Genomic DNA, 25,098 nt, shown 5'->3' with positions numbered 1-25,098 from the left:
AAATGCCAGTTCCGATATCAAGAGAAGATGAAGAAAGGACAAAAAGAATAAAAGAAAGAATGTCCAGAATCAAGTTTAAAATACTTGTAATGAGCGGAAAAGGGGGAGTAGGAAAAACATCCGTAGCTGTGAATATGGCATTAGCTTTGTCAAGCCTAGGTAAAAAAACTGGAATACTTGATATTGATATTCATGGTCCAAATGTACCAAAAATGCTGGGGATCGAAGGGGTAACACTATATGGTAATGAAAACAGTATTGAACCTTTTAAAATGAATGAGAATCTTGTTGTTGTAAGTATTGCTCTTTTATCACAAGATACTGATCAACCTATAATATGGCGTGGGCCTTTGAAAACTGCATTGATCAAACAATTTCTTGGGGACGTAAACTGGGGTGAGCTTGATTATCTTATTATTGATGCGCCTCCTGGGACGGGTGATGAACCTTTAAGCATCTGTCAGATTTTACCAGATCTTACAGGTACGGTTATAGTTACAACTCCTCAGGATGTTGCAATTCTAGATTCAAGAAAGAGTGTTATTTTTTCTCAAAAATTAAATGCTCCTGTTATAGGGATTGTCGAAAATATGAGTGGATTTAAGTGTCCAAAGTGTGGCTATGATATCGCACTGTTTGGTAAAGGGGGCGGTGAAAAAGCCGCAAAAGATTTACATGTAGATTTTCTTGGGGATATTCTTTTTGATCCGCTAGTAGTAGAATATGAAGATAAAGGAAGACCATATGTGCTTGAAAGAAAAGACTCCAGCACGGGTAAGGCTTTTTTTAATATCGTTCGAAATATAATAGATAAACTCGAGAAGAGAATTTGAAAAAATTTAAATATGTATATGGTCCAGTACCTTCGTGGAGATTGGGTAGCTCATTGGGAATTGACCCACTTTCTCAAAAGATAAAAGTCTGTACATTTAACTGTATTTATTGCCAGTTAGGTAAAAAAGTGCTTTATACAGATGAAAGAAAGGTCTATGTTGAAACTGAAAAGGTAATAGAGGAAATAAAAAGAGTACCAGAAATAGAGATTGATTATATTACTTTTTCTGGAATGGGAGAACCAACCCTTGCCAAAAATCTTTTAGAAATTGTAAGAGTTATAAGAAAAATACGTAATGAAAAAATTGCAATTTTGACAAATTCATCATTAATAAATAGTGACGATGTAAAAAAAGAGCTTTCGGAATTTGATCTTGTAGTTGCTAAACTCGATGCTGTTGATCAGGAAACTTTTTTGAAAATAAATAGGCCAATGGATGGAGTTGAAATAAGAAAAATAATAGAAGGTGTTATTAGCTTTAAGAAAAATTATAAAGGGAAGCTTGCTCTTCAGATAATGTTTACAGAAGAGAATAAAAATCATGCAAAAGAAATTGCAAAGGTAGCAGCTAAAATTCATCCTGATGAGGTACAAATAAACACCCCACTTCGTCCATCAAAAGCGAAACCTTTGGACAAGGAAGAATTATCCGAAATAAGTAAGTATTTTGATGGTCTAAACTATATGACGGTATATGAAACAGAAAGGAAGAAAGTGGTTCCGATAAGTGAAAAGGAAACTATGGAAAGAAGAGGGAAAATATTATAAAACACAAATTGCAAGTTTAAAAATGGAGGGTATTAATATGCCTACCTATGTTTTTAAATGTGAGGAATGTGGTTATGAATTTGAGGAATTCAGATGGTCAATAAACACCAATGAAGCTGAATGTCCTGTTTGTGGAAGTAGCGCAAAAATAAAAATAACTTCCGAGGCAGGGATAATTTTTAAAGGTAGTGGATTTTATGCTACAGACTATAAAAATAAAAGCTATGATGGTAAAACATGCTGCGGGAGAAGCCAAAGGTGTGATAAACCGCCTTGTTCAGATGATGGGGTTTGTAAGAGGTAAAAAATGAAGATAAAAGTTTTATTTGATAAAAGAAGTAGAATAAGAGGATTAAATGTCGGTTGGGGATTATCTTTTTTAATTGATGATATTGCTCTTTTTGATACTGGTGAAAAAGGTGAATGGCTAATAGAAAATATGGAAAATCTAGGAGTTGACATCAACAAAATTGAAAATGTTATAATCTCTCATGATCATTGGGATCATACGGGTGGATTGTGGAGCTTTCTTGAACTTAATAGTAGAATAAACCTTTATATAACGCCTGGTTTTTCTGCTGATTTTAAAGAAAAAGCTAAGAAATATGGTGTTAATCTGAATGAGTGTAAAGATAGTTGTAAGGTAACTGAGAATATTTTCACAAGTGGCGAGCTTGCTTCGATATATAAGGGTTATACTCTTGCAGAGCACTCTTTGGTGATTAAAATTAACAGAGAAGTTTCAGTTCTTACTGGTTGCTCCCACCCGGGGATTATAAATATTTTGAAAAAAGTTAATGATGATTTCGGAAATGATAAATTTCATTTAGTAATGGGTGGATTTCACCTATTGAATAGGGAGAAAATAGATATCATAAAAATAGTGAGTCAATTAAAGGAATTTAAAATAGATATGATAGGTGCTACGCACTGTACAGGTGAGGAGGCGGAAGCAATCATAAAGGAAGAATTTGGAGAAAAATTTTTTGAAGTAAAAGTTGGCGATATAATAGAGATATAAATGTATAACATCGAAATTTTTAATAAATATTTTGAAGAATATGATAAATGGTATGAAGAGAATAAATTTGTATATCTTTCCGAACTTAATGCTGTAAAGGAGTTAATTCCTAGATTTGAATCTGGAGTTGAAATAGGAATTGGGACCGGGCGATTTGCTTTACCCCTAAAAATAAAGAAAGGGATTGAACCATCTATGTCAATGGCAAAAATTTCTAAGAATAGAGGACTTACTGTTTTACAGGCTATGGCTGAAAATCTTCCTTTCAAAAATAATTCTTTTGATCTTGCACTTATGATTGTAACGATTTGTTTTGTCGAGGACCCTGTGAATTCAATAAAAGAGGCAAATCGGATTCTTAGGGATAATGGCACCCTCGTTTTGGGTATTGTAGATAAGAATAGTTTTCTTGGTAAACTATATGAGAAGAGACGTTCTAAAAGTATATTTTATAAAGAGGTGAGATTTTTCTCAGTTAGCGTGCTTATAGATATGCTTACAAATGCCGGATTTTATAATTTTGAATACAGGCAAACTATATTTAAATATCCTTCGGATATTAAGAGAATTGATAAGGTAGAACCTGGTTATGGGCGCGGAGGATTTGTTGCCATTTCTGCGAAGAAGAAAGCATATATATAATTTTTGTACTTAACATTTATTAATGTGAATAAATATTAGAAAGTATTTCTTGAGATAAATGTTTAATAAATTATTAAATTTCAGGCTATTTTTAAGTAAGTACAGAGGTGATATATGAAAGCGAAAGTTGATTGTTTCCCATGTTTTTTCAGACAGGCAATTGAAGCGGGTAGACTATCGGGATTAACAGATCTGCAAATTTTGGAAGTAATTAAAAAGCTATCAAAAGAAATTCAGAATACGAATTTGAATATTTTACCTCCAGAGATGGGTAAGATTATTCATTCGATAGTTAATGGTTATACAGGAAATCACGATCCTTACCGTGAAATAAGAGAAAAGAGTATTAAATTTGCTCTAAAACATTATGATCAGTTAAAGGAAATTGTGGAAGAAGCAGATGATAAACTTCTTAAAGCAGTTGAGCTAGCCATATATGGCAATGTTATAGATTATGGAGCAAAAACGGAAGATGAAATTGAAAGAGAATTGGATACGCTTTTAAATGGTAAAGAATTACCTTTGAAAAAGTGTAAAACTAAATTTGATTATGAAATTTTTAAACAACGTGTAATGAAATCAGAGAGATTGCTTTATATTGGTGATAATGCTGGAGAGACAGTATTTGACAGAATTTTAATTGAAGAGATAAAAAATGAGAATAAAAGGGTTAAGATTTTCTATGCCGTGAAAGAAAAACCAATCGTGAATGATGCTGTAGATGAAGATGCTGTAAAAAGTGGGATTGATAATGTGGCTAATATTGTGTCTTCTGGATCAGACATTCAAGGGACAATACTTTCACAGTGTAAGAGGGATTTTGTAGAAATTGTAAAATCATCTGATTTAGTAATAGCCAAGGGGCAGGGCAATTTTGAGTCTTTAAACGAAGAACCCTATCCAATATTTTTTATGCTCATGGCGAAATGCAAAGTGATTGCCAATCATCTTGGTTGTGAAGTTGGTGATATAATATTGTGTAAAAGCAAAAAATTTGGTTTTAAGAATTAGCCGATAATATATCAGCTAGTTTATTACCAATTTTTTCGATAGAATAATCTTGGGCTATCTCATAACCCTTTAATCCCATTTTTATTCGCAGGTCTTTATCTTTTAACAATAGCAAAAGATATTTTTTGAATTCTTTACTATTTTTTGCAACGAAACCGGCGGTGTTATTACATGATAGTAACACATTCATACCTACGGCCGAAGCGACAAAAGGTTTTGCCATTGACATATATTGTAATACCTTATAGGCACATTTACCTCTGGTCCATGGATCGTCTGGTAGTGGATTTATTCCTATATCAAATTTTGAAATTTCTTCTTCCTGTGTTTCTAGTCTCCACTCTATGAATTTACATGGAATTTTATCAATTTTGTATGGTCTATCAGAAATAACTCTAAATTCAAATTTTGCTTGGTTATGAATTGAAACTAAAACATCTTTTACTATATTTAGATAATGTATATTATACTTACTACCTATCCATCCAATTATTGTGGTTTTATTATGAAAGTGGTTTTGATAAATTGGTTTGATTGGTACAGCTGATGGTAAAATTACTACATTAGGGTTAAATTTTTTTGCTATTTTAGCTAAATAATCATTACCAGCTATTACTAAATCTGAGTATTTTATGACTTTTTTGAATTTTCGGAAGCATTTTCTATTAAAATTGAAAGGTCTATCTAAAGTTGTAAAGATTGAATCATCAAAATCGAAGATAAGTTTTTTACTGTTTAATCGCAATAAGAAAAATTCTGGGAATTCTAATGTTTTCTTTTGCAAAAAAATTATATCATACTTTTTACATTTGCTAAATAATCTTATTCGATCTTTAATCGACTTTGGAAGGATGATAAAATCGTATTTTATGCCTCTTTTCTTTAAAATGTGTAAAAGATTTGTTATTCTAATCCTAGTACTTGGTAAATTTTTGCTTCTACCTATAAAAAGAATTTTTAAATGTCTCATTTCGTATAAACTTTTTATTGTATAATTGAATGATATATTCTTCAGTCTTATCTATCATTGTTTTAATAGAATTATTATTTTCCACATATTTTTTTGCTCTACTGCCAATTTCCTCTACCTTTTCTTCATTCCTAAGAAGTTCAATACATATTTCAGCCATTTTTTCACAATCGAAAGGATCGATAATATAACCATTATCACCATTTTTGATAAGTTCTTTAATACCTCCGACACCAAATGCAACTACTGGTTTACCAACAGACATTGCTTCTAATAATACATTTGGATATCCTTCACTCCTGGAAGTCATGACAATAATATCACAAATTGCGTAAATAGATATTGGGTCCGCTTGGAAGTCTAGCAGAATCAAATCGTTAAATATTCCTATTTCCTTTGAAATATTTATTATCTCATCTTTTAAATGTCCTTCCCCTACGATGATAAACTTTACATTATCTATTTTTTGTTTTATTAGTTTCGAAACAAATAAAAATTTATCGAATTGTTTTTGCTCTACTAATCTACCAAATGATCCTATGACTCTGCTTTCATCTGCTACTTTCAATGAGTTCTTTATATTTTTGATGTTTAGACCTTCTAAATTAGGTATAATAACACCGTTTTTTATTACATGAATTAAATCCTTATCTAACCAGCCGTATTTTAGTAATTTATATTTTATATCATAAGTTGGTGTTATTATACCATCCACAAATCTTTTATATATCAGTTTATTTTCTAAAGTATTTTTTACATCGCCAATAGATCCTGCTCTTTTAATGTTTACTATTTTCTTATTTACGATTAGACTCGCCATTCTAGCAATTTTTATATCTTTGTTGTGATGATTTATTACAATATCTATGTCATATTTTCTTAAAATTTTTGATAATCTGTAACTATTTATAATGCTATAATCTATTCCAAATTTATTTTTAAATACTGGGAAACCTATACTTCTACAAGTATTGATAAATATGGAGCCTTTCTTGGCAGCGTAATATATTTTGTGTCCTCTTTCATAAAGTCCTTTTCCTAAATTCAACATCCACCTTTCAACACCACCAAAAGTATTGACCTTGACGGAGTTTAAAAATAGGATATTTAAGCTTTTATTATTCATATTCTTGATTGCTTTATAGTTAACTTATGTAATAAAAATCGAGCAAATTTATGAATCATCTTGGGAATTTGGAAAAGGATTTATTAAGAACATCATTCTTATGTATATCGAATATGAAGCTGGAGGTTTGTAATGCAGTGTAACATTCATTCCACTACGTTCTATTACGGTTACACTGCATGCTTGGTGTTAAGGAGGGTGAATTTACACAACATTTTTGATTTGACTTAATGATTCATTATTTAATCAATATACATTTATAAATTTTATTTTAGTTACAGAATTGAATGGATTGGGATAAAAAAGAAACAATCATAAAATGCATAGCACACGAATAAATAACCTATAATTGGAATATGCCAATTGATTATTAAATTTTAATAGTGCATTTATCAAAATTCTTCTCTCACATTCTTAACAAAAACTATCTTTGTCTTATCGTTAACAAAGAAAGTATATCAATTATTCACTGATTGTTTAGCTAATATTCTTAACATTATATCCGTATTATAGGAACCCTTACTTTGGTATAGAATAGATGGGAGCAGGAACATCACATTTCGATTATCATAAAGATGTACACTTCTGAATGCTTCGTATTTATGTATCATCTCTTTTCTTTCACATATATTTTTTACTTTTACCCACATCATCTTAGTAATAGCATTTTTCGATAAAGATTCTTATTTCCACATCTCAATTGATATATATACATTCCTGACGGTAAATCGGAGCCGTTGAATACTATAGAGTATGTACCCGCTTGTTTAACATCATCCAGCAAAACAGCTACTTTTTCTCCCAAAAGATTAAATACTTCCAATCGCACATGTGTTTCCTTTGAAAGATATAAGCCAATTCTTGTTGTGGCATTAAATGGATTGGGATAGTTTTGATAAAGCTTAAAACTTTTTATTGCATTTTCAATTTGTTCATCTTCTTTTAAGCCATTAAGAGATTCCGGATTGATTGCCAATTCATGCAATGGGCTCCATATTTTACCCTTTTTGCTTCGTGCTTTGATAATTCCTGAACCGTTTATAGTGATAATTTCTTTAGGAGAATCAACTTTTATAGCCGTTTGAGAAACACTTGCAGTCAAATCCCATGTTCTCGGATCGGTTCCATCAGTAGTGTAGTAAATAGTATCTGAATCCCCAGCTCGTTCAATAGTCAGCTGGAAATCCGAATCTGTATAAATTACTTTATCCATAATAATATCATCGCCATGCTTAAAAATCGGAGGCTGTACTGATGGATACATTCCTACAGATTTTAACTCTTTAATTAATTTATCAGCTCTACCGCGCAAATCATTTCTAACATCTTCCCATTCTTTATGCCAGTGATCATAATCATAAACTTTTCCACGTTCATCACCCCATCGTGCTATTTCACATAAAATTGCTTTTTCAATGAAGCGGCACAATGAATCCCAAACAGCTATGACATTTTCATCAGTCAGTATTCCATTATTATAGCAATGTTTATAAGCCCTGTCAGCAAATTTCATTTTAAAGTCTATATTGTTCCTAACATTGAAATAGAGTTTGAACTTGTCGCCAGTAAGACGATTCTTTTCTTTCATTTTTTCGATTGCTTCTGGTGGACCTGACCTCTTAGATCCCCCTCCAAAGCTATCTTCAATATCCCAAGCAGTGAAATATACAGGACCTGGCGGTTCATTTCGATTTCCATAATAATATTGCGGGCTATCACCTGCATTAGCATAGCAATATAAAAGACAAAGATCTATATACTCATCTATAGCAAGATACTCGGCTAATTTAGAGAGTCGTCTTTTTGTCCAATCTGTTCTACACAGATAATCGTATCTATCATCATTTCCAGCCATATCCCCATCTTTACCTTTTCCATAATAATAATCTTTATTATCGCCACCAAAATAGATTGCCAGCTGGTTATCATCCATTCTTTCACAGGGATTGTAAAGACCCCAATATTTCCCGTTTAAATAAAGATGTACAAAAGTACCGTGACTGCCCCATCCAGACATCAGTATTTGTAAGTCACGACCGAACTGATCTCGTGTATATACAGTATTTTCTCTGTCCCAATCAGCTCCCCAGCTTTTATTATGGCCTGCTCTCAAAATTATTTTATCAAATTCACCAGGGGAAGTCTCTCTATTAAATGGAGCAGCTTTGAATATATCATTTTTCAATGTGCCTTCGCCATAATATTTCTTGAATTCAAGCGTGAAAGATTGTTTATGATCATAATATCCATTATACCACCTACCGCCTCCACCCTGAATTTTGATCCCAGCATTTTCCTGCCAGTCTTTGTACTTTCCAAATTTTTTATTTTCAGGATAAATCATTTCAACAGAACACTCAATAATCTCGTGCCAGTTTGGATCGTTGGGATCTCCCGCTTTTTCACTTTTCCCATCCATTAAATTCTGTCCGCGTAGGATTCCAGCAACTCCAAATAAAGAATCATATGGAGCAGCAATGGAAATTGTAGGAATATCCAATAAAGCTTCTTTTATCTCTTCTTCTGATACATTGACATCGGACATATCAAATTCTTCTGTCCAGTAAACATGATCCCTCTTATGCTCAGGTTTTGGAACTCCACTATTATCTTGATGAATTACATCGTCAAGAAAGATAAAAGAATGAGTTCTTACATCTGAACAGTGATTTTCATCAATACAGGCTATTGCACGAACTATAGTGGTTCTTGATATTTTTATGGGGTTGGAATAAATGTATCCATTATTATATGATGGCTTTGAGCAATCTAAAGTATATATAATAGTTCCGCTATCCGAACTTAAAGTTAAATAGAAGGGCTCCGAATAGAAATCTCGGTGGTGAGAAAACTCAGGTTTATCAATAGCAGAAATCATGCTTGGCAATAAAAAGAACAGGAGAATTAGTAAAATTTTCTTTTTCATTAATCCCTCAATGAATGAATTTTTAGTCTATTAGTCAATTTCATAATTATTTATCTTTGCAAGCCCATTAAACACTTCTTGATTCATTTGTGAAATAAATATAATAGCATTTCACCTTCCTCACTCAATCAATATCATTTTTAATTTAATAACACTGGGGGAAAAAATAATAAATTTCTTTTTTGATAATAAAGATATTAAAAAGAAAGAAAGGAGGGAGGTATGACAAAGGAAACAAGACAAGATCAATTTAGTGAAGCACAGAGATTATTGTTTTGGAGTATATGGAATAAGTGAGAAGGATCGTATAAGTCCGAAGGATCTCTTTGAGAAATGAAAAGTACAAATATGTTAGAGAGATTAAACCAGGAGATAAAGAGGGGAACGAGAGTTGTTAGGATATTTCCTAATGATAAATCCTGTTTAAGGTTAGTAGGGGTGATATGTATGGAGTATAGTGAGTATTGGCAAAGTGGAAGAAGGTATTTGAATATTGGGGATAGCAAAATTGACGAAATATCAAATATGAAACTGGAGGTTTGTGATGCAGTGTAACCTTCATCCCACTACGTTCCATTACGGTTACACTGCATGCTTGGTGTTAAGGAGGGTGGATTTTTTTGACTTGCCCTTTTTAATTCATAATGACCATATTTTTTGGTATTTTAAAGATATACTTGCCCGAACCTGTATTAATATGGATTCTATTATCTTTTACTATTATTTTATCTTTAGTTATGATATTTGCAGGAATTATATTAATTGAATTTGGATCATTGCACGGTAATATGATTGTAGCAACAGTATTAAATGGTATATCAACTTCTATATTTAATTCATCGTTTTCGAATTTCCATGAAGAAGATATTTTCCCATACATACTGTTATAGATTGCGGTGACAAATTTAAGAGTATCGTTGACATGGGGATATATAATTATTTTCTTATATCCTGGCATAGAAATGTCAGGATTTATACCTGCAACTTTGGAGTAGAGCCAATCTCCTATTGCTCCGTATGCATAGTGATTGAAAGAATTCATTCCGGGAGTTTGATAACTTCCATCAGGTTTAATTCCATCCCATCTTTCCCATATAGTTGTTGCACCCATAGTAACAGGGTAAAGCCATGAGGGGTATCGTTTGTTCATTAGTAGCATATATGCCAGTGAAGTGTAATTATAATCGGTTAGAGCGTGCATAATTAATGGAGTACCCAAGAAGCCTGTGGTAATATGACCAAAATGTTTAACATCAGCTGATAATCTTGCTGCGGCAGTATCTATAAATTTTTCAGGGACTAAACCAAACATTAAAGCCATTGAGTAAGCGGTTTGAGTATTTGAGACAATTCTCCCTGTTGGAGTTATAAATTCTTTAATAAAAGCTTCTTTTATCTTTTTGGTAACTGTATCGTATCTAATTACATCCTGTTTTATATTTAAAACTTCTGCCATTTTCTTTAATAAATTTGTTGAATGGTACATGTAGGCGGTTGCTATAAGATCTTTATCCGTATGTGCTCCAGCATATCCATAATCTGGAGCACGATACCTATAAGAATAGTATTCTGAAAAAGCAAGCCAGTCGCCAAAGTGAAATCCTGTTTTGTAAATATAGTTATTTTTCTTGCTTTCACTTATCATATATTCGCACCATTTTTTCATACCGTCATACATTGTTTTTAATATAGTGGTATCACCATATCTGAGGTAAATGTTATATGGTATAGTAACTATTGCATCTGACCATCCTGTAGAAGCTGTACCATCTGACCAACCAGTACCTCCTCCATTTATAATCACATTTGGTATTACCCACGGTACTTTTCCCTCAGGTGTTTGATCACAAAGAAAATCTTTGAGCCATTTGCTATAAAAAGTTGCTGTATTCATATTGAAAGACGCAGTTGGGCAGAAGACCTGTGCATCACCAGTCCATCCAAGTCTCTCATCTCTTTGTGGACAATCGGTTGGGACATCAAGAAAATTACCTCTCTGGCTCCATACTATATTTTTTTGTAGTCTGTTTATAAGAGAATCTGAGCATGAAAATGAACCAGTAATTTCAAGATCAGAATGTATTACTTCTCCCTTTATTGATATTATATTTTCCGGTTTACAATTATGGACTGCAACGTATCTAAATCCATGAAAAGTAAAATGTGGTTTAATTGTTACTGTATCGTTCGAAGCAAAAATATAATGGTCTTCCTGTTTTGCTTTTCTAAGATTTCTAACGTATAATGAACTATCTTTATTTAGAACTTCTGCATGTTTTAAGTAGATTTCTTTACCTTTTTTACCTTTTATTGTTATTTCTACCCAACCGGTCATGTTTTGTCCTAGGTCGAAAATTACTTCATTATTTGGACCTATCCATTCTTTTTGAGGATTGAGCGTTTTGGTAACTCTGGGTAATGGAGATTCGGTATAAATAAGAATATCTTTAGGATGTTTCAATATTTTTGCATTTTTCCATTTTCTATCATTGAATTCTGGATATTTCCATCCTTTTGGTTCTTTATTAAAATCAAAAATTTCTCCGAAATAAATTTCGGACCTTACTATACCACCGCGAGCTGTTTTCCAGCTTTTATCAGATACTATTGTATCACTTGTTCCATCTGTGTATATAATATGAAGTTGTGAAATTAATGCAAGATGCTTTCCGTAGAAATTACGTATAAATTGCCAGGTTATTGGACCTCTATACCAGCCATCTCCAAGTATTACAGCTATGACGTTATTCCCCTTTTTTAGAAGATCAGTTACATCATATGTTTGATATTGAACTCTTTTTTTGTAGTTTGTCCATCCTGGGGCAAATAAATCATCAGAGACTTTTTGCCCATTTATAAAAGCCTGGTATAATCCAAGGGCTGAGATATATAGTCTGGCTGATTTAATTTTTTTATTTATTCTAAACTTTTTTCTGAAATATGGACAAGGATTGTAATCGTTTACTTTTTCAGGATACGGATGAGTAATCCATTTTGCTTTCCAGTTTTTATGATTCATCAAACCAGTTTCGAAAAAAGCTGGCTCACTCCAATTAGATATATTTCCCTCATTGTCCCAAATTCTTACTTTCCAGTATACTCTTTGGCATGGTTGTAATTTTTTCCCTTTGTACTTTACATGAATCGATTGTTCGCTTTCTACTTTGCCGGTATTCCACATTAAATTTTTTTCTTCAGTCAAATATTCTAAACTATTTGCAGCTAATATTTGGTAAGCTACCTGTTTTAGATTATATCCTGGGTTTTCCGCTTGCCAGCTCAACCTTGGTTGAGATACATCGATTCCTATAGGATTCTTAAGATATTCTGTCCGCAAATTATTAATTACTATTTCTTTGGCATGTAACGAATTGTAATTAAAAACTAAAGTGATTATAGAAAGTATTGATACATATTTAAATTTTTTTAAGCATGTTATCATAGTCTCACCTCCTCTTCTTAGTTACAATTAGCAATAACTTTTGTATAAAATTAAATTATTAATGAAAGAAAATTACATAGTACAAAATATCCCGTGATTTCATTTCATAAGCAAATTTAGGAAAATAATTAATTATGACAATAGGTTTCTATTTTTTCCCTCAGGAAGAATAAATGATTATTGAACTTTGTAATGTCATAATTAATCATATAATTTTCTATTGTTTTGGTATCTTAAAGGGAAAAGAAGATGTAGAGAAATTGCTATAGTGTCAAATTAATTTTATCTGTAGTGATTAACCTCGTTTGTACAGGTTTCCTTAAGACTATGTATCCAAAAAACACAGATACGCAAAGAAATTATTTTCCCTATTTTTCAATTTTTTGAAAGATATTTCTTATTTTGTTCTTTGAACTGTACAAATAGGTATTTCTTAATTTGTTTTTCATTATAAAACATACCAATATTTTTTGAGGTGTGTATTTTTAATATGTTAGATTAAATATTTATCTTCAAATATTTGAAAATGATATGTTGCTTGTTATAAAATGGAATTTGTATATTAATAAGAATTGAAGTTTCTTATTTTGAATGGATTTTTCGATTTTTTAACTAAACTCAACTTTGTCATTTCTCAGAATTTATTAAAGTAATATATGAAAAAATATTTTGTAATAACTTTTTAATGGACAAAAATTCTTAATTGTTGAATATTTTGTTTGAATGAGGAATAATTTTCACTACGATTTTAACATTCTAAATTGGATGAAAATATTCCATTGCTGAGGTTAGTGAGGGGATTATCATCTGGATGATAGTAATATTTATGATAAGGAGTTGCTTAATGATTCTATGGAAGCATTTTGATTGATGAATAAGACGGAATGAATTTTTGTTAGCAATGCTATGTGGAAATTAGTATAATTAATGATAGGAGATCTTATGACATTCAAAAGGGGATTTATATTATTAATTATGTTAATATTGATAAGTTTAACAATAGGTCAAACTTATGAAGAAATAAATAATGGAATTATGATAGAGCCAAAAAACTCTGAAATATCAGGTGTCCAGTATGTAAATGTGCAATTTTGGGATGAAGATGTTATTGAAATTGTTGCTTCGCCTACTGATTCCGGATGCCGTCCAACCAGCTTGATTGTACCAAAGAAACCATTGAAGGAGGTTAAATTCCAGATTCGTAAAAATAAAAATCTTATCTATTTGATGACTAGGAAACTTAAAGTTGAAATCAACCGATTCAGTGGTAGAATAACTGTTAAAGATTTAAAAAGTGAAATTGTTTTTCGAGAAGGATCAAGGCTGATTATTCCTGTTGAAGTTGAAGGTGAAAAAACTTTTAGCATTAAACAATTTTTTGAGTGGGTAGATAATGAAGCTTTATATGGATTAGGACAACATCAAGAGGGGGTTTTCAACTGGCGGGGACATTATGCTGAATTGTTTCAGCATAATAAAAGAGCTGTTGTTCCTTTTTTAATATCTACGAAAGGTTATGGGATTCTGTGGGATAATTATTCATATACAAGATTTAATGATTCTCCTTATGAATCTTATTTGTGGTCTGAAGTCGGTGATGCAATCCATTACTTCTTCATTTATGGACCTGAACCAGATACAGTTATTAATCACTATCGTGAACTAACTGGCCACGTCCCTTTATTTCCTAAATGGGCATATGGCTATTTACAGTCGAAAGAACGCTATAAAACTCAGGATGAAATAATAAATGTTGTTCGGGAATATAGAAAAAGAAGGATTCCATTGGATGGTATTGTGCTGGATTGGCAATATTGGGATGATGGGCACTGGGGAGAAAAACGATTCAACAAAGAGCGATTTCCAGATCCAGAAGCTATGATGGATACCCTTCATAACTTGTATAATGTTAAAATGATGATTTCTATCTGGCCAAAAATATCTTTTAGAAGTGTTGATTATAAACAGATGATTAAATATAAAGGGTTTTTATACGATACTGTAGGCAGTCCTTTTTATGATGCTTTTAATCCTGATGCTAGAGCACTGTTTTGGGAACAAGCTTATGAGGGATTGTTTTCAAAAGGAATCGATGCCTGGTGGTCTGATGCCACAGAACCCGAACTCGATGGCTGGGATTTTAACTATGATGCTTTCAAAGAGAAAATGAAACCAGCTATTGGATCTGGGGCACGTTATTTGAACGCTTATTCACTCATGCATTCGAAAGGTATTTATGAAAATCAACGTAAAACAACAGATAAAAAAAGGGTAGTGAACCTGACGCGTTCTGCTTTCGCTGGGCAGCAGAAATATGCTACAATTACCTGGTCTGGTGACATTGTTGCCAGTTGGAAGGTGTTCAGGAATCAAATACCTGCAGGATTAAATTTTTGCTTATCTGGATTACCATACTGGACGACAGATATTGGTGGTTTCTTTGTCCAATCGTCTGAAGTCGGTAAGCTGGGACGTGGTGCGTGGTTCCGTAATGGTGAGTTTGATGGAGGAGTAGAGGATGATAATTATAAGGAACTCTATGTGCGTTGGTTCCAATATGGGGCTTTTTGTCCAATATTTCGAGCGCATGGAACGGATATTCCCAGAGAAATTTGGAGGTTTGGTGAACCTGGTCATTGGGTTTATGAAGCGTTAGTAAAATTTGACAATTTAAGATATCGTCTTATGCCGTACATTTACTCTCAGGCGTGGAAAGTGACTAGCGAGGGATACACATTAATGCGAGCTCTGGTAATGGATTTTATGAATGATACACATGTTTATAATATTGCTGATCAATTCATGTTTGGGCAGGCTATTATGGTTTGTCCAGTGACAGAACCTAAGGCTTCTTATCGGTATGTGTATCTTCCAGTAGGTGAAAAATGGTATAATTTCTGGACAGGTAAGAGATATTCCGGTGGTCAAACATTGCAAGTCCCTACTCCTATTGATGAGATTCCGATATTTGTTAAAGCAGGTTCTATTGTGCCTATGGGACCGTTTATTCAATATGCTACAGAATCATCGGATCCATTGGAAATTAGAATATATCCTGGTTACGATGGCAATTTCAAACTTTATGAAGATGAATGTGATAATTACAATTATGAGAAAGGAGTCTATTGTATAATAGAATTCAAATGGGATGATGAAAATAGACAATTGACTATAGAGCCAATAAAAGGGTATTTCCCTGGAATGCTGAAGAAAAGAACTTTCTATATTGTGCTTGTTGACAGAGGAAGGGGTGTTGGAGTTGAAATTACGACTGAACCAGATAGAGTTGTTGTATATGAGGGTAAAAGGATTGTTATAAAAATGTAGCGATAATAAGGAAGATATTTTAGTGATGAATTTAAAAAAGAAGGGGCATTGTTATGAAAAGTAATTTATTACTAATTAGTTTGATACTACTGTTGTATTGTAGTAGTTTTTTAATGGCTGAAACCTATACCAAACCGCGGGTAATCGTTCTTACAGATATAGAGAACGAACCCGACGACGCCATGTCGATGGTACGTTTTTTAGTATATTCTAATATGTGGGATGTTGAGGCTTTGATTGCTACAACTTCAATCCATCAAAAAAATAAGACTGCTGCGTGGCGGATTCGGGAAATTGTAAAGGCTTATGGCAAAGTTAGAGACAATTTGCTTAAGCATGAGTCTGGTTTCCCAAAGGCAGAATATTTATTATCTATTATACGAGAAGGGAAACCAGAATATGGTATGCGTGCCGTAGGTGAAGGTATGGATTCCCCGGGCTCAGAAATGATTATTGAGGTCGTCGATCGTGATGATCCCCGTCCTGTTTGGGTACTGGTATGGGGTGGTCCAAACTGTCTGGCGCAGGCTCTTTGGAAAGTAAGCCATACTCGTTCGAAGGAGGAGGTAGAAAAATTTGTAAAAAAACTGCGTGTATATACAATTTCTGATCAGGATGATAGTGGCCCCTGGATAAGGAAGACGTTTCCAGACCTTTTCTACATTGCCAGTCCTGGATTTCATGCTGGTGGTGCCTATCATTATGCCACATGGAGTGGAATTAGTGGTGATAATTTCCACGGCAGGTTTGTGGGAGCGGATTTCAGTCTTGTAGATAATCCTTGGCTGGATGAACATATTCGTAGCAAAGGTCCGCTTGGAGCTCAATATCCTAAAGTAAAATATTTGATGGAAGGAGATTCGCCGACATTTCTTTATTTGATAAATAATGGCCTTGGTAATCCTGAACACCCAGATTGGGGAAGCTGGGGTGGTCGTTATGAATTTTATACACCAAGAATGAGGAAATGGTTTTTGGAGCCAGAAACTCGCCCATTCTGGACTGATGCTGAGGATGAAGTGCTTGGTGTAGATGGGAAATGGCATACTGGTAACCATGAGACAATATGGCGCTGGAGAGAAGCTTATCAGAACGACTTTGCCGCAAGAATGGACTGGACGATTAAACCTTACGAAGAAGCTAATCATCCGCCGGTTATACAATTAACATGTCCTGAAAGAATAAAAGCAAAATTGGGAGAGAAAGTAGAACTCAGTGCAAAAGCATCAGACCCAGATGGGGATTCTTTGCGATACAATTGGTTTTATTATGGTGAGGTAGGCACATTTACCACATCGAGTGCTCGCACCGGCCAACCTGTGAAAATAGAAAATGCCGATAAAGCCAACGCCTGGTTCTATGTACCAACAAAGCGAGTTTTTTCCTACGGTACAATGCATATCATTTTGGAAATAACCGATACAGGTAAACCTCCACTTACCCGTTATAAACGAGTGATTGTTGACGTGAAACCTTAGGGATTTAATATACGATTGAGGTTATTAATTAAGATTAAAATAATGATGGAATGAGAAGATATGGTTTACAAAAGGTTAACTTTATCTACTATTTTGTTAATAGTTACGTTTTCGACAAATGCACAAACAATTGCCGTTCCTGATGGTTACGCTAGATACGCAGGTACAACTGGGGGTGCAGGTGGCGGGTTTCTGATTTTGAATCAGCTGTAAAAGATGATAATCCTAGAATTGTAATAGTAAAAGGAAGACTTAATATAGGAGATATTATAATCGGTTCTAATAAAACTATAATTGGTTTTGACTCAAATTCAGGACTTTATGGTGGTGTTGTCGGAGTTAGAGGTTCAAACTATATTTTTCAAGGACTCACCTTTGGTCCATCAGGTTCTGATGATATGGAAGTGTCAGGTGCACAAAAGGTATTTATAACTAAATGTACATTTTACAACAGTTCGGATGAACTTCTTTCTGTAGTGAGGGGTGATGACTATGTAACGATTTCATGGTGTAAATTTTATTTTACCTCTACTGGTTCTCATAATTTTGCCCATCGGATTGGTAATAGAGATGATCGAACCTCTGATAGAGGTAAGTTACGCGTAACTTTACATCATAATTGGTATTCTAATAACATCAAAGGTAGAATGCCGAGAGTCAGATATGGCCAAGTTCACATTTATAATTGTTATTATAACAGTATTGGTAATGATTATTGTATTGGATTGAGAGTTGAATGTCATATAAGAGTAGAAAGTTGCTATTTTGAAAAGATAAATGATGCATGGGCAGATTATGGAGGTGTTAGCAAAAAGAATGGGGAGATAGGATGGAATAATTTAATGTTTGTGAACTGTTCGCAACCAACTTTTGTTAAAAATTCTTTCCCTGTATTTGATCCTCCCTACACATACGAAATGGATTCTGTTGAAGATGTAAAATCAATTGTCGTAGCTGGTGCAGGCAATGTTGGTAATACAACTTCAATTGTAAAATCTGAAGATACTAGCCAGTCAAAATTCAAATTATATTCCATTTATCCCAATCCATTTAATGTACAGACAAGAATAAAGTTTTCCATTTCTCAAGCCAGTTACGTAAATATTTCTGTATATGATAGCAAAGGAAGATTGATAAAGACTTTATTAAATGGAAATATAAATTCAGGAACACATACACTAATTTGGGAGGCTTCGGATATGGCATCTGGAATATATATAATTCGAATGAGTACAGAAAATTTCATAAAAACTTTAAAGTGTTTATTGATTAAATAAAATAACAATTTATAAAACTAAAAGTTAAAGTCTAAGATTGTTTAAAAGAAAAATGGAAGGAAATAATATTGAGGAGTTTGAGATGCACAAAAGAAAACATCTAATAAACATTTATTGGTGTTTTATTGTATTTATTTTTATTTTGTTTAAGTTATTTTTCTAATAGCTTCAGATCAGCATGTTAAACCTCGCATAATAGTTACTACAGATGGGGAAATAGATGATCGTAGTTCAATGATACGCTTCCTGCTTTATACCTGTGATTTTGATGTATTTGGTATAATTCAGAATAATTCTAAATTTCAAAAAACGGGACACAGTAAAGAAAAATGGATTGAAGGAGAATTAGATGCTTATGAACAAATTTTACCAAATTTGCGTATACATAATCCTGATTATCCTGATGCAGACTATTTGCGGGGTATAATAAGGGTAGGGAATGAAAATCCTAATGATTTGTATAAGGACCCTCCTGATATGGAAACAAAAAATACTCCAGGAGAGCAATTGATTATTAAGACACTATTAGACGAAGATACCAGACCTGTACATATAGCTTGCTGGGGTGGTGCCAATACTGTTGCTTCAGCTTTATGGAGACTTAAATATTCTGGAGAGTACACAAAGGAACAGTTTGAATATGCGGTATCTAAAATACGCATCTATTGTATATGGTATCAGGATGGAGGTGGTGAATGGATAGAGAACAATGTTAAAGAGGCATATATTAACGAAGCTTATCGGTGGGATAATGTCTGGGACTACCAGAGCGTTGGTAGTTATAGTAAAAATCCTTCCGAACAGCAAAAATATATGTCAAGCTCTTGGTTATACGAAAATGTAAAACGTAATCATGGTCGATTGGGAGCTCTGTATCCACAGTCTTATGTTAGTGAAGGAGATACACCATCATTTTTGCATTTAGTTAATAATGGACTCGAGAGTTATAAAGATTATACACTTGGAGGTTGGGGAGGCCGTTCAGAATATGATGATCCAGTCAACAAACCGAATCATGTCACTGATAAAGGAAATGTTAATGATGATGGTAACCGCAATAAAATGTACTGGCGATGGATTATTCCAGCACAAAATGATTTTGCAGCTCGGATGGATTGGTGTGTAGCCTCGAATTATAAAGAAGCCAATCATCAGCCTATCGCCCAATTTGTAGGTAGTAATGTGAGAACAGTTAAACCTAATGAAACCGTTACCCTTGATGCATCACCCACAATAGATCCAGATGGAGATAGTCTAACATTTTACTGGTGGCAATATTATGATGCAGACAATGCTGTAACTAAAGTTACTATTAAAAATCCTTACTCGAAAAACAATGCCAGCTTTATTGTTCCTAATGAGCCGGGCAAGCAAATACATATTATTCTTGAAGTAACAGATAATGGAAATCCTCCTCTTACTTCTTATCAGCGGATAATTTTTAACATTTCAAAAGAAAGTGCAGTCAGGCAAAATTGCAAAATTACCTCGGAATTTAAGCTATATCCGATTTATCCAAACCCTTTTAATGCCGAAGCACAAATAAGATTTTTTGTTCCACAGACAGATGTGGTAAGTATTAAAGTTTTTGATATCACTGGAAAAGAAAAAGAAAAGCTTTTGCATAAGAAATTGGAATCAGGGGAACATACAGTTGTTTGGGATGCTTCTAATCTATGTACTGGATTATATTTCATTAGAGTCTCATATAATGGAGTATACAGAATATCCAGATGTATTCTTATAAAATGAATGATAATGTTAATTAAGAAAAGTATATTTGTGAAGTGAAATTTAGGAGAGAAAACAACATATAAGATAGAATTATGAAAATAGTGCACATTTTGAAGCGTCTGTTATAGTTATTATTTAGATCTATTTTCAGATTCCATATTTGGAAGTAAAAATGGGTCCGACTGATAAGATATTATTAGAATATAGCTTGAAACAAAAGTTGGGTATATTTATACAGGTTTTCCCACATCAGAAGATATATATTTCTTTGCCTCTGGTTAAATAAAATAACCGCTTATTTATTTATATTTGTCGAATCAATTTTTTTCATATATATTTAGTTGTTTATTAAAATATATGAAATATGTATGAAGTTAATGAAAGCTTTAGTCCCAATTTCAGTCGTTTGAATATTAGTTAAATTAATCACTGTGGATAATTCACTGGGACAATATGAGAAGTAGTAATGCTGATGATCTATGTGATTAGAGTAATATGAGTTTAGGTAAGAGAATAAGGAATATTCTAGTTTATATTTAAATTGCTGTGTTTTCTATATCGCCTACTATCTATTGTAATAGGTGTAGAGTTGATGGGCTATTATTTAAAGTTAAAGAAGGTGTTGTTGATAAAATAGATATAAATAAGAGGAAATGTATATGAAGTCGACTTTATTGATAAGATTTGTATTAGTCACAACTCTTATTTTGTTTTCTACCTGCATTCTTTATCCTCGCCAACTGGCATTTCCTACAGCTGAAGGATATGGTAAATATGCGACAGGGGGTCGTGGGGGCAAGGTATATGAGGTAACAAACCTCAATAGTTCAGGTTCTGGCAGTTTTGGAGCAGCTATAAGTGCTTCAGGACCAAGAATTGTAGTATTCAAAGTATCAGGTGAAATAAAAGGCAATTTCACAATAAGTAATGATGATATTACAATTGCTGGGCAAACAGCACCAGGTGGTGGAATAACTATTAGGGGTAGCCTTTCGATAGGTGCAGATAATGTGATTATAAGATATATACGAGTAAGAAATGATCCCTCAGTCAATCCTGATAGAGATGCGTTGTCTGGAAGGTCTCATAAGAATATAATTATTGATCATGTTTCAGTCAGTTGGGGCACTGATGAAGTTTTTTCACTTTACCATAATGATTCAACTACCGTGCAGTGGTGTATTATCTCAGAGGCATGTCCTAAAGATGGTTCAGATTCACATCGCTTTGGAGGTATATGGGGGAACAACTATGGGACCTGGCATCATAATCTAATAGTACATAATGACAGTCGAAATCCTCGATGGGCTTCTGGTTGTGGATATAACGATTTTAGAAACAATGTACTATACAATTGGGGTTATCAAAGTATTTATGGTGCAGAAGCTAAACAACCGAATGATCCGGAACATACGTTTAGCACTATCAATATGATTGCAAATTATTTTAAACCAGGGCCCGCTTCGACAGCAATTTACATTGCTGAACCGAGTGCAAGGTCATTAGATGATAAAGGTAGCTGGTATGTCAGTGATAATTATTTTTACGGACATGATGATATTACTGCTGATAACTGGAAGGGAGTTAAGGGTAGTAATTATATTAAGCTGGATGCTCCATGGGATGCAATGCCAATAAATCAGCAGACAGCAGAGGAAGCATATGAACTGGTTCTTGATAAAGCAGGGTGTACTATACCAAAGAGAGATAAAGTAGATGAAGATATCATAGATGATGTTAAGAAAGGGATAGCGAAGTACGGTAATAATGGCATTATTGATTCACCGAGTGATGTCGGTGGATGGCCTGAGTTGGAATCTGGGACACCTTATACAGATAATGATCATGACGGAATAGCAGATGACTGGGAAGATGAGCATGGGCTTGATTCAAATGATCCTTTAGATAGAAATGAAATTGGAGCAGGAGGATATACAAATCTTGAAGTATTTCTTTGTCATTTAGCAGGTGAAGATGAGTATTTAAGATGTAATTAATAATATATATTTATAGGAGGAAACGCATATGAAGTCGACTTTATTAATTAGGTTTGTATTAGTCACAACTCTTATTTTGTTTTCTACCCGTGTTCTTTTACCTCGCCAACTGGCATTTCCTACAGCTGAAGGATATGGTAAATATGCGACAGGGGGTCGTGGGGGCAAGGTATATGAGGTAACAAACCTCAATAGTTCAGGTTCTGGCAGTTTTGGAGCAGCTATAAGTGCTTCAGGACCAAGAATTGTAGTATTCAAAGTATCAGGTGAAATAAAAGGCAATTTCACAATAAGTAATGATGATATTACAATTGCTGGGCAAACAGCACCAGGTGGTGGAATAACTATTAGGGGTAGCCTTTCGATAGGTGCAGATAATGTGATTATAAGATATATACGAGTAAGAAATGATCCCTCAGTCAATCCTGATAGAGATGCGTTGTCTGGAAGGTCTCATAAGAATATAATTATTGATCATGTTTCAGTCAGTTGGGGCACTGATGAAGTTTTTTCACTTTACCATAATGATTCAACTACCGTGCAGTGGTGTATTATCTCAGAGGCATGTCCTAAAGATGGTTCAGATTCACATCGCTTTGGAGGTATATGGGGGAACAACTATGGGACCTGGCATCATAATCTAATAGTACATAATGACAGTCGAAATCCTCGATGGGCTTCTGGTTGTGGATATAACGATTTTAGAAACAATGTACTATACAATTGGGGTTATCAAAGTATTTATGGTGCAGAAGCTAAACAACCGAATGATCCGGAACATACGTTTAGCACTATCAATATGATTGCAAATTATTTTAAACCAGGGCCCGCTTCGACAGCAATTTACATTGCTGAACCGAGTGCAAGGTCATTAGATGATAAAGGTAGCTGGTATGTCAGTGATAATTATTTTTACGGACATGATGATATTACTGCTGATAACTGGAAGGGAGTTAAGGGTAGTAATTATATTAAGCTGGATGCTCCATGGGATGCAATGCCAATAAATCAGCAGACAGCAGAGGAAGCATATGAACTGGTTCTTGATAAAGCAGGGTGTACTATACCAAAGAGAGATAAAGTAGATGAAGATATCATAGATGATGTTAAGAAAGGGATAGCGAAGTACGGTAATAATGGCATTATTGATTCACCGAGTGATGTCGGTGGATGGCCTGAGTTGGAATCTGGGACACCTTATACAGATAATGATCATGACGGAATAGCAGATGACTGGGAAGATGAGCATGGGCTTGATTCAAATGATCCTTTAGATAGAAATGAAATTGGAGCAGGAGGATATACAAATCTTGAAGTATTTCTTTGTCATTTAGCAGGTGAAGATGAGTATTTGAATGGAAATGCGATAGATTATACTGAATCTAATTTTGTGAATGGATTTAGCCTATCTCAAAATTATCCAAATCCATTCAACTCATCCACGATGATTAAATTTAGTGTTCCATATAAGGTTAATGTTAAGTTAGATATATATGATATAAGAGGAAATAAAGTAGCTGAGCTGTTTAATGGAGTTGCATCACCAGGGAAGCATGAAGTTCATTTTGATGCGAAGAATCTAAGCAGTGGTATTTATGTCTATAAGCTTGAATATCCTGGTCATATAATATCAAAGAAGATGTTGTTGATAAAATAGATATAAATAAGAGGAGACGAAAATTTGTCAATTATAATGGAAAAGCAATAGAACTCTGTTGAAGTTGTAAAGCATAGATAAGAGTTACCCCCTGTTTAGTTTTGTTTTACATTTTGATTTATTAAAGATTTCACTATAAGCTTTCATACCTTTTAGGAAAAGAATCATTTATTTTATATACCTTTTTTATCTATCCAGCCTGGTTATCTCCTTAGAAATTTACGTAAATGTCGGAGAAAACTCCTTCCTCAAAGAGGCTCTTTGAGCTGCAATACGTATCTCCCTTTTCATATCTCATGCTGTGTATACTAACATCGGTTAAATCTCCCAAATGTGCTACAATGCATTTCTTAACTGTATAACACCATTTCTTTATCCTGGGTGTACTTTGAAAAGGTTTTTTCCTATTATTCTATCTCTCTACTTAATCAGTTCCCCCATCTAAACATTTTTAAGAATGTCACTTAACCTTGGCCTAATCTTATAATATACTTGCATAATAAAATCATTAAAGGATTGAATTTCCTTAAAAGTCTTAGGTGCTATGGATACTTCCTCTTTATTAGTTAACCAGAGGTATCTTCCTCATTTCACTATAAAATTTTAACATAAAATTTAACAGACCATATACCACTTACGAAAATATTTAACCTTTTACTCAAAATTGCTGTTATCTTTCATATTAATTTTTTATAGTAACAATTGTTTATAATATTAAAGAGGGGGTGATGAAATGATTAAGTTTAAGAAGGTTAATTGCTTAATTGTCATTATTATGTTAATGACAATTTTTGCTGGATTTGAAACTGTATTTGGTACAAGTACCATTACTATTCAAGAGAATGAGTCCGGAGTATTAAGCTATGATGGTAGTGTTGATGATAATC

The 25,098-nt window shown here is 33.5% G+C and carries 17 protein-coding genes and 2 pseudogenes; 15 read left to right on the top strand and 4 right to left on the bottom strand.

All coding sequences use genetic code 11. The annotated features are described in order from the left end of the window. Positions 1–2: 2 nt before the first annotated feature. The 6 genes from H0Z29_10250 (at position 3) to H0Z29_10225 (ending at position 4,277) form a co-directional block, all read left to right on the top strand. Entirely contained in the window at positions 3–833 is an 831-nt protein-coding gene (locus H0Z29_10250) for an Mrp/NBP35 family ATP-binding protein (GenBank protein ID MBO8131871.1), read from the top strand. Beyond that, complete coding sequence (locus H0Z29_10245) at positions 830–1,603, top strand: radical SAM protein (GenBank protein MBO8131870.1); 774 nt, start codon at positions 830–832, stop codon at positions 1,601–1,603. Before H0Z29_10250 ends, H0Z29_10245 begins: the two co-directional genes overlap by 4 nt. A 37-nt stretch (positions 1,604–1,640) precedes the next feature. Continuing rightward, entirely contained in the window at positions 1,641–1,907 is a 267-nt protein-coding gene (locus H0Z29_10240) for a zinc ribbon domain-containing protein (protein ID MBO8131869.1), read from the top strand. A gap of 3 nt (positions 1,908–1,910) precedes the next feature. Then, entirely contained in the window at positions 1,911–2,624 is a 714-nt protein-coding gene (locus H0Z29_10235; protein ID MBO8131868.1) for an MBL fold metallo-hydrolase, read from the top strand. Then, on the top strand, positions 2,625–3,266 hold the full coding sequence (locus H0Z29_10230) for a methyltransferase domain-containing protein (GenBank protein MBO8131867.1): 642 nt from the start codon (positions 2,625–2,627) through the stop codon (positions 3,264–3,266). It abuts the gene before it with no gap. Positions 3,267–3,380: 114 nt separating this feature from the next. Beyond that, positions 3,381–4,277, top strand: coding sequence for a DUF89 family protein (locus H0Z29_10225; GenBank protein MBO8131866.1), 897 nt, complete (start codon positions 3,381–3,383; stop codon positions 4,275–4,277). Here the strand turns inward: H0Z29_10225 and H0Z29_10220 are convergent. The 3 genes from H0Z29_10220 to H0Z29_10210 form a co-directional block, all read right to left on the bottom strand. Next, positions 4,267–5,247, bottom strand: a complete 981-nt coding sequence (locus H0Z29_10220) for a glycosyltransferase (protein ID MBO8131865.1) — start codon at positions 5,245–5,247, stop codon at positions 4,267–4,269. The genes H0Z29_10225 and H0Z29_10220 overlap by 11 nt on opposite strands. Continuing rightward, positions 5,216–6,373 (bottom strand): glycosyltransferase family 4 protein, encoded by a 1,158-nt coding sequence (locus tag H0Z29_10215; GenBank protein MBO8131864.1) that lies wholly within the window; start codon positions 6,371–6,373, stop codon positions 5,216–5,218. Before H0Z29_10215 ends, H0Z29_10220 begins: the two co-directional genes overlap by 32 nt. A gap of 649 nt (positions 6,374–7,022) precedes the next feature. Next, positions 7,023–9,299, bottom strand: coding sequence for a CotH kinase family protein (locus H0Z29_10210; protein ID MBO8131863.1), 2,277 nt, complete (start codon positions 9,297–9,299; stop codon positions 7,023–7,025). Between the two features lie 330 nt (positions 9,300–9,629). Here H0Z29_10210 and H0Z29_10205 point away from each other — a divergent pair. Continuing rightward, positions 9,630–9,854, top strand: a pseudogene (locus tag H0Z29_10205) (transposase). Between the two features lie 79 nt (positions 9,855–9,933). Here H0Z29_10205 and H0Z29_10200 read toward each other — a convergent pair. Beyond that, complete coding sequence (locus tag H0Z29_10200) at positions 9,934–12,741, bottom strand: family 78 glycoside hydrolase catalytic domain (protein ID MBO8131862.1); 2,808 nt, start codon at positions 12,739–12,741, stop codon at positions 9,934–9,936. 942 nt (positions 12,742–13,683) lie between these two features. On the opposite strand from H0Z29_10200, the gene H0Z29_10195 reads away from it, so the two are divergent. From H0Z29_10195 to H0Z29_10160, 8 genes and pseudogenes are all read left to right on the top strand, one after another. Continuing rightward, positions 13,684–16,068 (top strand): DUF5110 domain-containing protein, encoded by a 2,385-nt coding sequence (locus H0Z29_10195; protein ID MBO8131861.1) that lies wholly within the window; start codon positions 13,684–13,686, stop codon positions 16,066–16,068. Between the two features lie 53 nt (positions 16,069–16,121). Next, positions 16,122–17,546, top strand: coding sequence for a DUF1593 domain-containing protein (locus tag H0Z29_10190; GenBank protein ID MBO8131860.1), 1,425 nt, complete (start codon positions 16,122–16,124; stop codon positions 17,544–17,546). Between the two features lie 60 nt (positions 17,547–17,606). After that, positions 17,607–17,759 (top strand): hypothetical protein, encoded by a 153-nt coding sequence (locus tag H0Z29_10185; GenBank protein MBO8131859.1) that lies wholly within the window; start codon positions 17,607–17,609, stop codon positions 17,757–17,759. A gap of 185 nt (positions 17,760–17,944) precedes the next feature. Next, positions 17,945–18,823 carry a T9SS type A sorting domain-containing protein gene (locus H0Z29_10180; GenBank protein ID MBO8131858.1) on the top strand — a complete coding sequence of 293 codons (879 nt, stop codon included), beginning with the start codon at positions 17,945–17,947 and terminating at the stop codon, positions 18,821–18,823. Positions 18,824–18,937: 114 nt separating this feature from the next. Next, positions 18,938–20,275, top strand: a pseudogene (locus H0Z29_10175) (DUF1593 domain-containing protein). 989 nt (positions 20,276–21,264) lie between these two features. Next, positions 21,265–22,554: a pectate lyase gene (locus tag H0Z29_10170; protein ID MBO8131857.1), complete on the top strand. Its 1,290-nt coding sequence runs from the start codon at positions 21,265–21,267 to the stop codon at positions 22,552–22,554. Positions 22,555–22,582: 28 nt separating this feature from the next. Next, the gene (locus tag H0Z29_10165; GenBank protein ID MBO8131856.1) at positions 22,583–24,211 is read left to right on the top strand and encodes a T9SS type A sorting domain-containing protein; all 1,629 of its coding nucleotides are present in this window, start codon (positions 22,583–22,585) and stop codon (positions 24,209–24,211) included. Between the two features lie 733 nt (positions 24,212–24,944). Further along, positions 24,945–25,098 (top strand): hypothetical protein (locus tag H0Z29_10160; protein MBO8131855.1); only part of this gene is annotated, 154 nt, incomplete at its 3' end.

This window comes from Candidatus Neomarinimicrobiota bacterium, from assembly GCA_017656425.1.
In the GTDB taxonomy this organism is placed as follows: Bacteria; Fidelibacterota; UBA2242; order UBA2242; family B5-G15; genus JACDNV01.
This window is presented reverse-complemented; position numbering and strand designations above follow the sequence as displayed.